The sequence below is a fragment of the Frigoribacterium sp. Leaf172 genome, from assembly GCF_001424285.1.
In the GTDB taxonomy this organism is placed as follows: domain Bacteria; phylum Actinomycetota; class Actinomycetes; order Actinomycetales; family Microbacteriaceae; genus Frigoribacterium.
The window spans coordinates 1079419-1093709 of sequence record NZ_LMPB01000002.1; the positions used below are offsets into that span (position 1 = coordinate 1079419).

The 14291-nt window shown below is 72.8% G+C and carries 14 protein-coding genes; 4 read left to right on the forward strand and 10 right to left on the reverse strand.

Going from position 1 to position 14291, the window contains the following annotated elements; translation table 11 throughout:
* Nucleotides 1–41 precede the first annotated feature (41 nt).
* The 3 genes from ASF89_RS11280 to ubiE form a co-directional block, all read right to left on the reverse strand.
* Nucleotides 42–1418, reverse strand: coding sequence for an FAD-dependent oxidoreductase (locus ASF89_RS11280; RefSeq protein ID WP_055814953.1), 1377 nt, complete (start codon nt 1416–1418; stop codon nt 42–44).
* An 83-nt stretch (nt 1419–1501) separates the two neighbouring features.
* Nucleotides 1502–2617, reverse strand: a complete 1116-nt coding sequence (locus ASF89_RS11285; RefSeq protein WP_055795768.1) for a polyprenyl synthetase family protein — start codon at nt 2615–2617, stop codon at nt 1502–1504.
* On the reverse strand, nt 2614–3351 hold the full coding sequence (gene ubiE / locus ASF89_RS11290) for a bifunctional demethylmenaquinone methyltransferase/2-methoxy-6-polyprenyl-1,4-benzoquinol methylase UbiE (RefSeq protein ID WP_235476369.1): 738 nt from the start codon (nt 3349–3351) through the stop codon (nt 2614–2616). The genes ASF89_RS11285 and ubiE overlap by 4 nt, the downstream gene beginning before the upstream one ends.
* 72 nt (nt 3352–3423) lie before the next feature.
* Between ubiE and ASF89_RS11295 the strand changes: the two genes are divergently transcribed.
* Together ASF89_RS11295 and ASF89_RS11300 are read left to right on the forward strand one after the other, a co-directional pair.
* Nucleotides 3424–4656, forward strand: coding sequence for an isochorismate synthase MenF (locus ASF89_RS11295; RefSeq protein WP_055814579.1), 1233 nt, complete (start codon nt 3424–3426; stop codon nt 4654–4656).
* Nucleotides 4653–6104, forward strand: a complete 1452-nt coding sequence (locus ASF89_RS11300) for an MFS transporter (RefSeq protein ID WP_235484081.1) — start codon at nt 4653–4655, stop codon at nt 6102–6104. Before ASF89_RS11295 ends, ASF89_RS11300 begins: the two co-directional genes overlap by 4 nt.
* 49 nt (nt 6105–6153) lie before the next feature.
* On the opposite strand, the gene ASF89_RS11305 is transcribed toward ASF89_RS11300, so the two are convergent.
* From ASF89_RS11305 to ASF89_RS11315, 3 genes are read right to left on the reverse strand one after another with little or no spacing between them, the layout of a single operon-like run.
* Nucleotides 6154–7005, reverse strand: coding sequence for a PPK2 family polyphosphate kinase (locus ASF89_RS11305; RefSeq protein ID WP_055814582.1), 852 nt, complete (start codon nt 7003–7005; stop codon nt 6154–6156).
* Between the two features lie 43 nt (nt 7006–7048).
* Entirely contained in the window at nt 7049–8866 is a 1818-nt protein-coding gene (gene menD, locus ASF89_RS11310) for a 2-succinyl-5-enolpyruvyl-6-hydroxy-3-cyclohexene-1-carboxylic-acid synthase (RefSeq protein WP_055814584.1), read from the reverse strand.
* Between the two features lie 6 nt (nt 8867–8872).
* Nucleotides 8873–9232 (reverse strand): PLD nuclease N-terminal domain-containing protein, encoded by a 360-nt coding sequence (locus ASF89_RS11315; protein WP_055795756.1) that lies wholly within the window; start codon nt 9230–9232, stop codon nt 8873–8875.
* 109 nt (nt 9233–9341) lie between these two features.
* Here ASF89_RS11315 and ASF89_RS11320 point away from each other — a divergent pair, with 109 nt between their 5' ends.
* On the forward strand, nt 9342–9626 hold the full coding sequence (locus ASF89_RS11320) for a DUF4229 domain-containing protein (protein ID WP_055814587.1): 285 nt from the start codon (nt 9342–9344) through the stop codon (nt 9624–9626).
* Here the strand turns inward: ASF89_RS11320 and ASF89_RS11325 are convergent.
* Genes ASF89_RS11325 through ASF89_RS11340 form a run of 4 tightly spaced genes read right to left on the reverse strand, consistent with a single transcriptional unit; the run spans nt 9623 to nt 13157 of the window.
* Nucleotides 9623–10567, reverse strand: coding sequence for a 1,4-dihydroxy-2-naphthoate polyprenyltransferase (locus ASF89_RS11325; RefSeq protein WP_235476367.1), 945 nt, complete (start codon nt 10565–10567; stop codon nt 9623–9625). The two genes, ASF89_RS11320 and ASF89_RS11325, sit on opposite strands and share 4 nt — an antisense overlap.
* A 10-nt stretch (nt 10568–10577) precedes the next feature.
* Nucleotides 10578–11783 carry an AMP-binding protein gene (locus ASF89_RS11330; protein WP_055814589.1) on the reverse strand — a complete coding sequence of 402 codons (1206 nt, stop codon included), beginning with the start codon at nt 11781–11783 and terminating at the stop codon, nt 10578–10580.
* A gap of 49 nt (nt 11784–11832) precedes the next feature.
* The gene (locus tag ASF89_RS11335; RefSeq protein WP_055814594.1) at nt 11833–12741 is read right to left on the reverse strand and encodes a 1,4-dihydroxy-2-naphthoyl-CoA synthase; all 909 of its coding nucleotides are present in this window, start codon (nt 12739–12741) and stop codon (nt 11833–11835) included.
* Nucleotides 12742–12782: 41 nt separating this feature from the next.
* Nucleotides 12783–13157 (reverse strand): hypothetical protein, encoded by a 375-nt coding sequence (locus tag ASF89_RS11340; RefSeq protein WP_055814597.1) that lies wholly within the window; start codon nt 13155–13157, stop codon nt 12783–12785.
* Nucleotides 13158–13244: 87 nt separating this feature from the next.
* On the opposite strand from ASF89_RS11340, the gene ASF89_RS11345 reads away from it, so the two are divergent.
* Nucleotides 13245–14276 carry an o-succinylbenzoate synthase gene (locus ASF89_RS11345; RefSeq protein WP_235484083.1) on the forward strand — a complete coding sequence of 344 codons (1032 nt, stop codon included), beginning with the start codon at nt 13245–13247 and terminating at the stop codon, nt 14274–14276.
* Nucleotides 14277–14291: the final 15 nt, after the last annotated feature.

Consider the following 14291-nt stretch of genomic DNA (forward strand, 5'->3'; position numbering starts at 1 on the left):
AGGTCGCGAGCGGCCCGCGGAGGAGACCGAGGAGGCGCGGGTCAGGCGGTGCGCGCCTCGTCCGCACGCGAGACGCGGACCATCTCGTCGCGGGGCACGACCTTGACGCGGACGCGCTCGTGCTCGTGCGCTGCTCCGAGCGCCTGCTCGTGCTCGTCGAGGCGGTGCCATCCGTCGAGGTCGGTGAACTCGACGCCGCGAGCCGTGAGCAGCGCGGGGACGGCGTCGGGATCGAGCTCGCTGGGCTGCCACCAGCTCGCCTGATCGCGGATGACGTGCGAGACGGTCTCCATCGCGTCGCTCTTCGTGTGACCGATGAGGCCGACCGGGCCGCGCTTGATCCAGCCGGTGGCGTAGACGCCGGGGACGATCTGGTTGTCATCGTCCATCACCTGGCCCTCGTGGTTCGGGATGACCCCGCGGCGCTCGTCGAAGGGGATGCCGTCGAGGGGCGATCCGAAGTAGCCGACGGCGCGGTACACGGCCTGCACGGGGACGTCGCGCATCCCGCCCGTGCCCTCCACGCCGCCCTGGCCGTCGGGCCGGGTGCGCTCGTACCGGAACGCCGAGACGCGGCCCTCGTCGTCGCCGACGATCTCGACGGGCTTCGCGTAGAAGTGCAGGTGCAGACGCCGTGAGGCCTGTCCGACCTCGCGCTGACGCCACTGGTTCAGCACCTTGTCCATCACGAAGACCTGCTTGTTGGTCGCGATGGCCGTCTTCGCGGCCTCGTCGTGATCGAAGTCCTCGTCGTAGACGATCATGTCGACGTCGCGCAGTTCGCCGAGCTCGCGCAGTTCGAGAGGCGTGAACTTGACCTGAGCCGGTCCACGACGACCGAAGACGTGCACGTCGGTGACCGGCGAGGCCTTGAGCACCTCGTAGACGTTGTCGGGGATCTCCGTCGGAAGGAGGTCGTCGGCGTGCTTCGCGAGGATCCGCGAGACGTCGAGGGCGACGTTGCCGACTCCGACGACGGCCACCGACGAGGCGTCGAGCGGCCAGGTGCGCGGGACGTCGGGGTGCCCGTCGAACCAGCTGACGAAGTCGGCTGCTCCGTAGCTGCCCTCGAGCTCGATGCCGGGGACGTCGAGGTCGGCGTCGCGGATGGCGCCCGTCGAGAAGATCACGGCGTTGTAGTGCTTCTTGAGGTCGTCCAGGCTGATGTCGACGCCGTAGCGCACGTTGCCGAAGACGCGGATGTCGCCGCTGTCGAGCACGTCGCGGAGGGCGTTGACGATGCCCTTGATGCGCGGGTGGTCGGGCGCGACGCCGTAGCGGACCAGGCCGTAGGGGGCGGGCAGCTGCTCGAAGAGGTCGATCTGGACGTCGAACCCCTTCTGGGCTTTCAGCAGGATGTCGGCGGCGTAGATGCCGGCGGGTCCGGCTCCGACGATGGCCAGTCGCAAGGTGGTCACGGTGTTCTCTCTCATCCTGAGGGGCTCGGCGGTGCGAGCGGGTGGGCTGTGTCGCGGGTGGCGACGAGGAGGCGCGGCGCCGGTCAGGCGGAGCGCTCGACCACGCGGTCGGCGAAGCGGGTGAGGGCCTTCTTGACGGGGCCCGACGGCAGAGACGACAGGGCCTCGAGCGCCTCGTTGGCCCACCGGTGGGCCTCGAGACGCGTGCGCTCGGTGACGTCGTGCTCGCGCAGTCGGCGGACCACGTCGGCGAACTCGTCGTCGAGGGTCGTCTCGGCCTCGAGTCGCGAGCTCTGGTCGACGTCGGGGTCGGCCTCGCCGTGAGTGGCCTCGACGATGCGGTCGATCTCGCTGAGGAGGGCGGACGCCTCGAGGTCGGTCCGGGCGAGCTCGCGGAGGTACAGCACCGGCAGGGTGACGACCCCGGCGCGGAGGTCGGTGCCGGCCTTCTTGCCGGTCTCGGCCGGCTGGTCGGACAGGTCGATGACGTCGTCGATCAGCTGGAACGCGATGCCGATCTTCTCGCCGAACTCGGCGACGGGCGCCAGGTACTCGCGGGGTGCGCCGCTGAACATCACACCGGCGCGTGCGGCCGTCGAGATGAGCGAGCCGGTCTTGTCGGCGAGCACGTCGATGTAGTGCGCGATCGGATCGTCACCCTCGCGGGGGCCGATCGTCTCGTGGAGCTGACCGAGGCAGAGCCGCTCGAACGTCTCGGCCTGCAGCAGGATCGCCTCCTGTCCGAGACCGGAGACGATCGTGCTGGCCCGGGCGAAGAGCAGATCGCCGCTGAGGATGGCGACGTTGTTGCCCCAGACGCTCTGCGCGCTGGGGACTCCGCGGCGCATCTGCGCCTCGTCCATCACGTCGTCGTGGTACAGCGAGGCCAGGTGGGTGATCTCGGTCGCCTGCGCCGAGGCGACGATGCCGGGCGTCGCGCCGTCGCCGAGCTGCGCGATCAGCAGGGTGAGGGTCGGTCGCACGCGCTTGCCGCCGGCGGCCAGGAGGTAGCGGGTCGTCGCGTCGGCGATCTCGTCGGCGAAGGCGATCTCGCGGAGGAGCCCCTCCTCGACGAGCTCGAGGCCGTCGTCGACGGCGGCGACGAAGCGCCGTTCGGCCGGTGTCGCGAAGAGCTTCTCGCCGAGCCCGAGCGATGAGCCGAGGCTGTTGCGGTGGGTCGTCGGCCCACCCGCGCTCACGAGGTCGCCCGCTTCTTCGAGGAGGCGCGGGTCGACGGGGCGGACGGCTTGCGACCGCGGTGCAGGGCCACGATGCCGAACGAGAGGTTGCGGTAGGCGACGCGGCTGAACCCGGCTCCGCGGAGCCACTGGCTGAGCACCTGCTGCTCGGGCCACTGGGCGATCGACTCGGCGAGGTAGCTGTAGGCCGGGCCGTTGCTGCTCGCGAAGCGGGCGATGAACGGCATGCCGAATCGGAGGTAGGCGCGGTAGGCGGCGCGCAGGAGCCCGAACGGGGGCGTCGAGAACTCGCAGACCACGAGGCGGCCGCCGGGCTTCAGCACCCGGTTCATCTCGGCGAGCGCCACCTGCGGCCGGTTGACGTTGCGCAGCCCGAACGAGATCGTGACGGCGTCGAAGGTGGCATCGTCGAACGGCAGCTTCTCGGCGTCGCCCTCCACGAACTCGAGCTCGGGGTGGCGCGTGCGACCGACCTCGACCATGCCGTGGCTGAAGTCGAGCGCGACGACCTCCGCGCCCCGCTTGGCGATGGCGGCCGAGCTCGTCCCGGTGCCGGCGGCGATGTCGAGCACCTTGTCGGCGGGGCCCGCGCCGATGGCCTTCACGGTGGCGATCCGCCACAGGACGGCGTTGCCCGCCGAGAGCACGTCGTTCGTGCGATCGTAGTTCGCGGCGACGCCGTCGAACATCGACGCGACCTCTGAGGGTTGCTTGTTCATGTCGGCCTTGGTCACGATGAGCGATCCTACCGGCACGGCCGGTGCATCGCCCGAGTGCCGCGGACGCCACGCGAGTAGTCTGTCGCGGTGGACCTCCCGTCGTTCCGAGCCCCGTCGTTGTCCGTCCGCAGCACGCGGATCGACCACATCAGCCCCCTCCTCGACGTCGTCGACCGCAGGAACCCCCTGGTCTTCGTCCGGGGCGGCGCCGGCATGGCCGGGATCGGCGAGGCCCTCCGCCTCGAGTTCACCGGCCCGACCCGCATGACGGACGCCGCCGACGCCTGGCGCGCGGTCGCCGCACGAGCCTCGGTGGACGACGAGGTGGGCGTGCCCGGCAGCGGCCTGATCGCGTTCGGCTCGTTCGCCTTCGACGACGAGTCGACCGACACCAGCGTCCTGATCGTGCCGCGCATCGTCCTCGGCCGTCGCGACGGCGTGGCCTGGATCACGCGGGTCGACGGAGCCGAGACGCCCGCGGCCACGCCGGTGGGCGCCTCCGTCCGCCTCCGGCTGTCCGACGGCGCCCTGACCGCCGACGGCTACGCCGATGCGGTCGCCCGAGCGGTCGAGGCCATCGGGCGGGGCGAGGTCAGCAAGGTGGTGCTGGCCCGCGACCTGGTGGGCCGGATCCCCGCGGAGGCGGATCTGCGACTGGTCGCCGCGACGCTCCTCACGGCCTATCCCGACTGCTACACCTTCGCCGTCGACGGACTCATCGGCGCGAGCCCCGAGACGCTCGTCCGGACCGAGCGCGGCGAGGTCACCGCCAGGGTCCTCGCCGGCAGCGCCGCCCGGGGCGTCGACGCGACGAGCGACGAACGCGCCGCCCACGCTCTCGCGACCTCCCCCAAGGACCTCGACGAGCACTCGTACGCTCTGCGCAGCCTGCTGCTCTCGCTCGGGCGGCACGCCGACGGGATCGTCACCGCCGAGCAGCCGTTCACGCTCAAGCTGCCGAACCTCTGGCATCTGGCCAGCGACGTCCGCGGTCGTCTCACGGACGGCTCGAGCTCCCTCGACCTCATCGCCTCGCTCCACCCGACCGCTGCCGTCGCCGGCACCCCCACGCCGGAGGCGCTGGCCCTGATCCGGGAGCTGGAGCCGTTCGACCGCGGTCGCTACGCCGGCCCCGTCGGCTGGGTCGGCGCCGACGGCGACGGCGAGTGGGCGATCGCCCTGCGATGCGCGCAGGTGCACCCCGACGGCACCGTGCGGGCCTTCGCGGGCGCCGGCGTCGTCGTCGACTCCGTCCCCGATCGCGAGGTCGCCGAGACGCGGATGAAGTTCCAACCCGTGGTGGGGGCGTTCTCGCAGTGACGCCACCCGCGCCTCCTCGGGATCCCGGCCCGCCCTCGGCGACCGCGCCGAAGGCGGCGACGCCGTCGTGGTCGCGACCGGTGGCCCTCGTGGTGGCTGCGGCGTTCTTCATGGAGAACCTCGACGCCACCATCCTGTCGACGGCCACCGCGTCGATCGCCGACGACTTCGCCGTCGTCCCGGCCGAGGTCGGCATCGCCGTGACCGCCTACCTCGTCGCGGTCGCCGCGTTCATCCCCCTGGGCGCCTGGCTCGCCGACCGGTGGGGCGCCCGGCGCGTGTTCCTCGCCGCCATCGTCCTCTTCACGCTCGCGTCGCTCGCCTGCGCCGTCAGCGGCGACCTCGTGCAGCTGACGTCCGCCCGAGCCGTTCAAGGGCTCGCGGGCAGCATGATGGTGCCGATCGGCCGTCTGATCGTGCTGCGGAGCACCGAGAAGTCCGAGCTGATCCGCGCCATCGCCTACCTCACCTGGCCCGCCCTGGTCGCGCCGGTCATCGCGCCCCTGGTCGGCGGACTGCTGACCGAGAACCTCGGCTGGGAGTGGGTCTTCCTGGTCAACGTCCCGGTCGGGGCCGCTCTGCTGATCGCCGCATGGCGGGTCGTCCCCGTGCTGCCCCGCGCCCCGCGCGCGCGGCTCGACGGGGTCGGGCTCGGTCTCGTCGTGGCCGCAATCGTGGCCGGGGTCGTCGCGTTCGAGCTGCTCGGCGCCGGCGCGTCGGCCGTGAGCGGGGCCGGGCTGCTCGTCGTGGCGGTGCTGCTCGTCGTCGCGGCCTCGAGGTGGTTCCGACGGGTGGCGCATCCGCTGCTCGACCTCGGCGCGTTCCGCATCCCGTCGTTCCGCGTGACGAACCTGAGCGGATCCGTCTACCGGGCGGTGGTGAACGGGGTCCCGTTCGTCGTGCCGCTGCTGCTGCAGGACGGCTTCGGGTGGTCGCCGACGGAGGCGGGGCTCATGCTCACCTGGGTCTTCGTGGGGAACCTCGGCGTCAAGCCCTTCACGACCCCGCTGCTGCGGCGCTTCGCCGTCATCCCGATCGTGACGGTGTCGACCGTCGGGCTCGCCGCGACCTTCGTGGGCGCCGCCCTCGTCTCCGCCGACACCCCGCCCGTCCTGATCGCTCTCGTGCTGCTGGCCAGCGGCGTCTTCCGCTCCGTCGGCTTCACCGCGTACAACACGCTGCAGTTCGCGGACGTCCCGCCCGAGCGTCTCGGGTCGGCGAACACGCTGTCGTCGATCACCGGTCAGCTCGCCGTCGGGCTCGGCGTCGCGGTCACGGCGCTCGTGGTGCGCGTGGCGGACGGCGCCCTCGGCACGAGCGGCCCCGGCGATCCGACGGGCTACCGGATCGCCCTCGTCGTCCTCGCGGCGCTCGCCCTGGTGAGCGTCGTCGAGGGGCTCCGCCTGCCCCGCGACACGGGGGCGGCCCTGCGCTCACCCTCTCGCTGAGACGCGGGGCGGGGCGGGTCGGGTCAGGACGTGAGGAGACCCGCGTCGATCAGGTCGAGGACAGCCGCGTGCGCTCGAGGTCGACGTCGTACTCGGCCGCGGGCCACTCCGGGCGCCGCGCGGCCAGAGCGTCGATCAGGAGGCGCTGGACGGCCACGCGGGCGTACCACTTCCGGTCGGCGGGGACGACGTACCACGGAGCGGCATCGGTCGACGTGCGCCGGATCGCGGTCTGGTAGGCCTCCTGGTAGTCGTTCCAGAGGAGGCGCTCGTCGAGGTCGCCGGGGTTGTACTTCCAGTTCTTCTCCGGTCTGTCGAGGCGCTCGCGCAGCCGCGACCTCTGCTCGTCCGACGAGATGTGGAGCATGACCTTGACGACCGTCGTGCCCGCCTCCGCGAGCTCGCGCTCGAACGCGACGATGGCGTCGTACCGGGCCTCGATCTCGTCGGGCGACGCGAGACGGCGGACCCGGCCGATCAGGACGTCCTCGTAGTGCGAGCGATCGAAGACGCCGATCATGCCCGGGCCCGGCAGCTCACGACGGACACGCCACAGGAAGTCGTGCGCCAGCTCCTCCTCCGTAGGCGTCTTGAAGGCGTGATGGGCGACTCCCTGCGGGTCGACGGCGCCGACGACGTGACGGACGATGCCGCCCTTGCCCGCGGTGTCCATGCCCTGCAGGACGAGCAGGACGGAGCCCTTGTCGCCCCCGTGGCGGCTGCCGGCGAAGAAGCGCTCCTGGAGATCGCCGAGGGTGTCGCGACCCGATTCGAGGGACTGCGCGGCGTACTGCTTGTCGCCCGCGAATCCCGGCGTCGACGACGGGTCGATCGCCCCCAGGTTGACGGTCTCGTCGGCTCGGAGGGATTCGGCGGGAGGGGTCGTCCAGGTCTTGGCCATGAGCCGAGCCTACGACGCGGTCTCGGCGACGGGCCGGGCCGGCTCAGCGGGCGAGCGGCACCTCGATGAGCACGGGTCCGTCCCACCGACGGGCCAGATCGCGATCGAGCTCCGCCCGCGTACCGGCCTTCGAGTACTGCCAGCCGTAGGCCGCCGCCAGCGACGAGAGATCGACGCTCTGCGGGGTGAACTGCACCCGGGTCATCGCGTCGGCAGGGGCCGAGGCGGCGACCTCGAGGCCGTCGAAGATCGTGCCCCCGCCGTCGTTGCCCACGACCACCTGCAGTCGCGGGCGGACCTCGCCGACGCCGAAGAGCATCGAGCCGACGTCGTGCAGCAGCGTCAGGTCGCCGACGAGCACGCGCGTGACGCCCGGGCGGGTCTCGTCGAGCTGGCTGGCGTAGGCGATGCCGGTCGCCGTGGCGATCGTGCCGTCGATGCCCGCGAGCCCTCGATTGGCGTGCACGGGGATGCGCTTGCCGGGGACGACCTCGTCGACCTCGCGGATGAGCCTCGACGCTCCGAGCACGAGCCGGTCGTGAGGCCAGGTGACCCGCCAGAGGGTCTCCGCCAGGGCGCGACGTGACACCTCGCGCCGCAGGAGGGCCACCTCGCCCCGGAGGAACGCCGCCCGCTCGGACGGCTCGTCGCTGGTGGCGGACCCGAGGTCGGGAGCCGACTCGTCGTCCCCGACCACGAGTCGCCCGGCCTGGACCCACCGGCCGACCCACGCGCGATGGGCCCGGTCGTCGGCGCTCGGACCCTCGGCGCCGGACCCGTCGGCGGGAGGACCCGCGACGACCTCGGCCTGATGCCGACCGTGGGGTCGGTCGTCGTCGGGCACGTCGACGGCGTCGACGACGGTGGCGTCACGCCCCGGATCGTAGGCCTCGGGCGCGGATCCGCGCACGACGACGACCTCGACGTCGGAGCGACGCAGGAGTGCGGGCACCTGCCGGGTCAGCGTCGGGTGCCCGAAGACGACCACGCGACGCACGGCGCCCCCGAACGCGCGCTCACCGAGCAGCGTCCGGTACCCGAGGGCGAGGTTCGGTCCGAAGTGGGCGCCGCTCGAGACCTCGGCGACGAGGGGCGCTCCGAGGGCCCTCGCGACCCGCTCGGCCTCGTCCGTCGCCGCGTGCCCGGCGACGACGAGGGTGGCCGGCGCCGTGTCGACGGTCAGCCGCAGACGGGACACCGGGGAGGCGCGGGTCACGGGGTCGGGACGGGCTTCGGCCAGTCGCACCACCGGAGCCGACAGCGGTTCGCGGAAGGCCACGTTGATCTGCACGGGGCCGGGTGCCGGGAGATCGCCGAACGAGGCGTCGCCCGCGGCCGGTCGGTGCCCGAGGGAGGCCGAGACGGCGTCGGAGGCCAGCGCGCGGACCGCGGCGACGTCGACCGGCCCGTCGACGGGTGCCTCGACGTCGCGGACGAACGCGACCGCGCGGCCGAACAGCCCCGGCTGGTGGGTCGTCTGATTGGCGCCGATGCCGCGGAGCTCGGTGGGACGGTCGGCGGTCAGGAGCACCAGGGGGACACCGGAGTGATGGGCCTCGAGCACGGCCGGATGCAGATTCGCGACGGCGGTGCCCGACGTCGTGATGATCGCCGTCGGCGATCCGCTCTCGACGGCCAGGCCGAGGGCGAGGAACGCCGCCGACCGTTCGTCGATGCGCACGCGCAGGCGGACCCTGCCGGCGCGCTCGAGGTCGGCGGCGACCAGCGCGAGGGCCTGCGAACGGGACCCGGGGCTGAGCACGATCTCGCGCACGCCAGCGTCGATCAGCGCCGACAGCAGCTCGACGGCGTAGTCGGTGGCCGGACTGCCGCTCGTGGGATCGTCGGTTCCGTACGACACGGCCGGTTACGCCGTGCCGGTCTTGCCGTCGTCGTCGAGCTCGGAGAGCTCCTGCTCGAGGCGCCGGATGCGCTCGTCGGTCGTCTCGCGGTCGAGATCGCTGATCGTCGACGCCGAGCGACCCGAGAACTCGGGATCGTCGTCGGGTGCCACGAAGCGGCGGCGCTCGGGCTGCCCGTTCTTGCGGGTCTTGCCGAGCAGGAACCACAGCACCGCGCCGATGACCGGCAGCACCACGATGATGACGGCCCAGAGGGGCTTGTTCAGCGCCCGGAATCGCGAGGCGTCGGCGAACAGGCAGTCGACCAGCGCGTAGATGATGAAGGCAGCGGCGATCACGATGCCGACGACGTACAACCTCACCATGCGTCGACTATATGCGTCGTCCCGGTGGGGTTCCTGACCGTCGGCCGTTCCGTGTCCGACCTGTGATGCGCCCGGCGATCGCACGGCTCGGCCTGCGTAGAATCGCCGCGTGAATCCCTGGGTCAAGTACACGTTCATCCGTCTGGGCATCTTCGCGGTGGCGTTGGCCGTGCTGCTCGTGATCCGCATCGACCCCTTCATCGCGACCGTCGTCGCGGCGGTCGTCGGCCTCTGCGTCTCGTACATCTTCTTCGCGCCGCTCCGTCGCCGTGTCGCCCTCGATCTGGCCGCGCGACGGGCGAAGCCCGAGACCCGGCACGGCGACGACATCGCCGAGGACGAGGAGATCCGCCGGTCCGGCTCGGACCCCGACGGCGATCAGACCGTCCGCTAGAAGTACAGGACCGCCGAGAGGGCCAGGGCCCACAGCAGCGACGTCAGCGACGACAGCTGCAGCGCGAGGATGAGCTCGCGCGGCGTGCGCCCGGTGACGCCGATGATCGCGGCGGGGATGGCGGCCAGCAGGGTGAAGTAGACGTACGGGGCGTCGAAGTACAGGAAGCCGAAGTACGCCAGGATCAGGAACGGCAGCAGCAGGAACAGCGCGTACAGGGCCCGGGCCACCGGATCGCCGACCACGACGGCGAGGGTCCGCTTGCCGGCGGCCGTGTCCTGCGGGATGTCGCGGATGTTGTTGACCATCAGCACGGCGCAGGCGAACAGGCCCGCGGCGACGCCGGCGATCCACGCGTCGGCCGGGAACCGACCGAGCTGCACGAACGTCGTGCCCACCGTCGCCACGAGGCCGAAGAAGACGAAGACGAAGACCTCGCCGAGGGCGTTGTAGCCGTAGGGGCGCTTTCCGCCGGTGTAGAACCAGGCGGCGACGACGGCCGCGGCCCCGACCGCCAGGAGCCACCAGTGACCGGACAGCACGACGACGGCCAGACCGGCCACGGCGGCGACGGCGAACGAGACGAGCGCGACGCGCAGGACCGTGCGGGGGCGGACACCGCCCGACGCCGTCAGTCGCGACGGGCCGACCCGGAACGCGTCGGTGCCCCGGATGCCGTCGGAGTAGTCGTTGGCGAAGTTGACGCCGATCTGCAGGAAGACCGCGACGACGAGGCAGAGCACGGCCAGCAGGAGGTCGCTCGACCCGTTGGCCTCGGCGACGCCGGTGCCGAGAGCGACGGGTGCGACGGCCAGAGGCAGGGTCCGCAGACGCGCTCCGCCGATCCAGTCGCGCGCGGTGACCCGTCGGACGGGCTGTCTGCCGGGACGCCCACCGGGTCGTCCGCCGCGTCGGGCCTTGGTTGTCTTCGTCTTCGCCACGGCCTCGATCCTAGTTCGCCGAGCCGTCCGCGACCGCGCGGGTCAGCGCGACGCGGTCCGGCTTCCCGCTCGGCAGCAGCGGCAGCTCGTCGACGACCACGATGCGATCGGGAGCCGCAGCGCGTCCGGCCCGCTCGACGAGCGCCCGCCGGAGGTCCGTCAGATCGGGCGCCTCCTCCGTCGTCACCACGACGGGCACCTCGCCCCACCGCGGATGCTCCGCCCGCACGACGACCGCCGTCTCGAGACCCGGTCGCTCGCGCACATGTCGCTCGACGACGCCGAGCGACACCTTCTCGCCGCCGGAGATGATCACGTCGTCGAGGCGCCCGACGACGCTCAGCACCCCGTCGTCGGACAGGACGCCGCCGTCTCCGGTCCGGTACCAGCGGAGGCCGTCACGCGTCGTCACCGCCTCGGCCGTCCGGTCGGGGTCGTCGAGGTACTCGTCGAACAGCGACGGTCCGCTGATCTCGATCTGGCCGTCGACCACCTCGACGCGGGTGCGACCGACCGGGACCCCGTCGTACACGCAGCCCCCGCTCGTCTCGCTCGCCCCGTACGTCCGCACGACCCTGACGCCGAGGAGGCGCGCTCGGGAGATCAGGGACGCCGGCGTCGCCTGCCCGCCCACGAGCACGGCCGCGAAGCCGCGGAGGGTCTCGGCCACACCGGGCCGGGCCACCCGCCCGACCGCGACGTCGCCGACGGCCTGGACGCCGGCGGCGTGCGCGCGGCCCTCGGCGTCGGCGGCGTCGAGGAGCGTCGCGAGCTGGGCCGGCACGAGCGACACGTACCGCACCGGGTGGTCGAGGCGAGCGGCCGCCCGGACGAAGTCCTCCGGATCGAAGCGACCCGGCCCGAGGATCACCGGCTGCGTCTCGGCTGTGATCGACCGCACGAGGACGTTCAGCCCCGCGATGTAGTGCGCCGGCAGGGCGAGCAGCCACCGCCCCGGACCGGAGAGCGCCTGGTCGGCCGCCGCCGCGCCGGCGAGGACGGCGTCCGCCGAGAGCGCGACGCGCTTGGCGCGACCGGTCGAGCCGCTCGTCTCGACCACGAGCGCCACGGCGACGGGCACGGCCCCCGGCAGATCGATCGGCACGCTGCCGTCGAAGCGCGGGGCGACGGCCGGACCGCCGGCCAGGGCGACGCGGAGCGCCTCGAGCACCGCGGCCGGGTCGCGGGCGTCGACCGGTCGGAGGGGGCGGGTCATGCGCCGCGCCTCCCCGGCCGGCGCCGCCCGAGGGACGCCAGGACCGGCATCAGTACTGCCAGGGGAACGGCGACCAGTCGGGCTCGCGCTTCTCGAGGAAGGAGTCCCGACCCTCGACCGCCTCGTCGGTGCCGTAGGCCAGGCGGGTCGCCTCGCCTGCGAACACCTGCTGACCGACGATGCCGTCGTCGGTCGCGTTGAAGGCGAACTTGAGCATGCGGATGGCCGTCGGCGACTTCGTCAGGATGGTCCGCGCCATCGCGAGGGCCTCGCGCTCGAGATCGGCGTGGGCGACGACGCGGTTGACGGCGCCCATCTCGTGCGCGCGGTCGGCGCTGTACTCCTCGGCCAGGAAGAACACCTCACGGGCCAGCTTCTGACCGATCTGCTTCGCGAAGTAGGCGCTGCCGTAGCCGGCGTCGAACGAGCCGACGTCGGCGTCGGTCTGCTTGAAGCGACCGTGCTCGCGGCTGGCGACCGTCAGATCGCAGACGACGTGCAGCGAGTGACCGCCACCGGCCGCCCACCCCGGCACGACGGCGATGACGACCTTCGGCATGAAGCGGATGAGCCGCTGCACCTCGAGGATGTGGAGGCGCCCGGCCGAGGCGTGGTCCGCGACGTCGGCCTGGTCGCCCTCGGCCTTGTAGCCGTCGCGACCGCGGATGCGCTGGTCTCCGCCGCTGCAGAACGCCCAGCCGCCGTCTTTCGCGCTCGGGCCGTTGCCGGTCAGCAGGACCACGCCGATGCGGCTGTTCATCCGGGCATGGTCGAGGGCCCGGTAGAGCTCGTCGACGGTGTGCGGTCGGAAGGCGTTCCGCACCTCGGGGCGATCGATGGCGACCCTCGCGACCCGCCCGTCGACGCTGTGGTGGTACGTGACGTCGGTGAGGCCGTCGAAGCCCTCGACCTCTCGCCACTCGGTCGGATCGAACAGGTCGGAGACGGCGTCGCTCATCCCCTCAGCCTACGACCGGGCGCCGGAGAGCGTGCCCCGGCTCAGAATCCGGGCAGCACCCGGGCGAGCAGGAACACGAGGACGAACGGGTTCGACAGCACGCTGAGCAGCACGGCGGCCACGGCGGGCACGCGACCGCGCCGGAGCACGACCGCGACGAGCGCGATCACCCCGACCACGATCGACGCGAGCATCGTCACGAGGGCGATGGTCGCCGCCGGGGTCACCAGGTCGGCGGCGAGGAGCGCGACGGCGATCCCGTCGAGGAGGAGCAGGCCCAGGGACAGCAGGAGGGTCACGAGGCCGAGGCGACGGGAACCGGTGGGACGGTCGGAGACCTCGACGCCCGAGTTCTCGTCGGCCAGGATGTCGAGCCCCTCGGGGCGGGCGGTCGGGTCGTTCTCGGAGGCGGCCATGGCCCACGACCCTACCGAACCCGTCGCGCCCGCCCGAGGGAACCCGTCGGCGGGCCGGAGGACCGACGCTGGTGGGAGACTGACCGCGTGCCGAACAGCAGCCCCCACCCGCTCGCCGCCCCGACTCCCCCGCTGCCCCCGCTCGCCGATCTGATCGACGGAGCGCACGTGGTCCGGCTCCCCCTCCGCACCCGGTTCCGCGGGCTCGACGCGCGCGAGGCGCTGCTCGTCGAGGGCCCGAACGGCTGGACCGAGTTCAGCCCCTTCGTCGAGTACGGGCCCTCCGAGGCGAGCGCCTGGCTCGCGGCGACCATCGATTTCGGCTGGGGCGCCGAGCACGCGACCCGCACCTCCCGGGTGGCCGTCAACGCGACCCTCCCGATCGTCGCGCCCGACCAGGTGGGGGCCGTGCTCGACCGGTACCCCGGGTGCCGCACCGTCAAGGTGAAGGTCGCCGACCCGGGCGAGGGCCTCGCCGACGACGTCGCCCGCGTCGCCGCGGCTCGCGACCACGTCGGCGACGCGGGACGGGTCCGCATCGACGCCAACGGCGCGTGGTCCGTCGACGAGGCCGAGGAGGCGCTGCTCGCCCTGGCGCCGTACGGCCTGGAGTACGTCGAGCAGCCCTGCGCCAGCGTGCCCGAGCTGGCGGAGCTGCGGCGCCGCACCGCCGGCCTCGGCGTGCCCGTCGCCGCGGACGAGAGCGTCCGCAAGGCCGCCGACCCCCTCGCGGTCGCCCGTGCCGGTGCGGCCGACCTGCTGGTGATCAAGGCCCAGCCGCTCGGCGGCGTGTCGGCCGCGCTCCGCATCGTCGCGGACGCGGGCCTGCCCGTCGTCGTCTCGAGCGCCCTCGACACGTCCGTGGGCCTCAGCATGGGGGCGCACCTCGCCGCCGCCGTGCCGGAGCTGCGGCACGACTGCGGGCTCGGCACCGCCGCCCTGCTGACGGCGGATGTGACCCGGGCGCCGCTCCTGCCGGTCGACGGAGCCGTGGATGTGCGACGGATCGACGTCGATGTCGATCTCCTCCGTCGCCACGCGGCGGACGACGACCGACGGAGGGTCTGGATCGAGCGGCTCCGCGCCTCCTACGAGCTGCTGGGCGACCGCGGACTCTGACGCACCGGCTGTGCG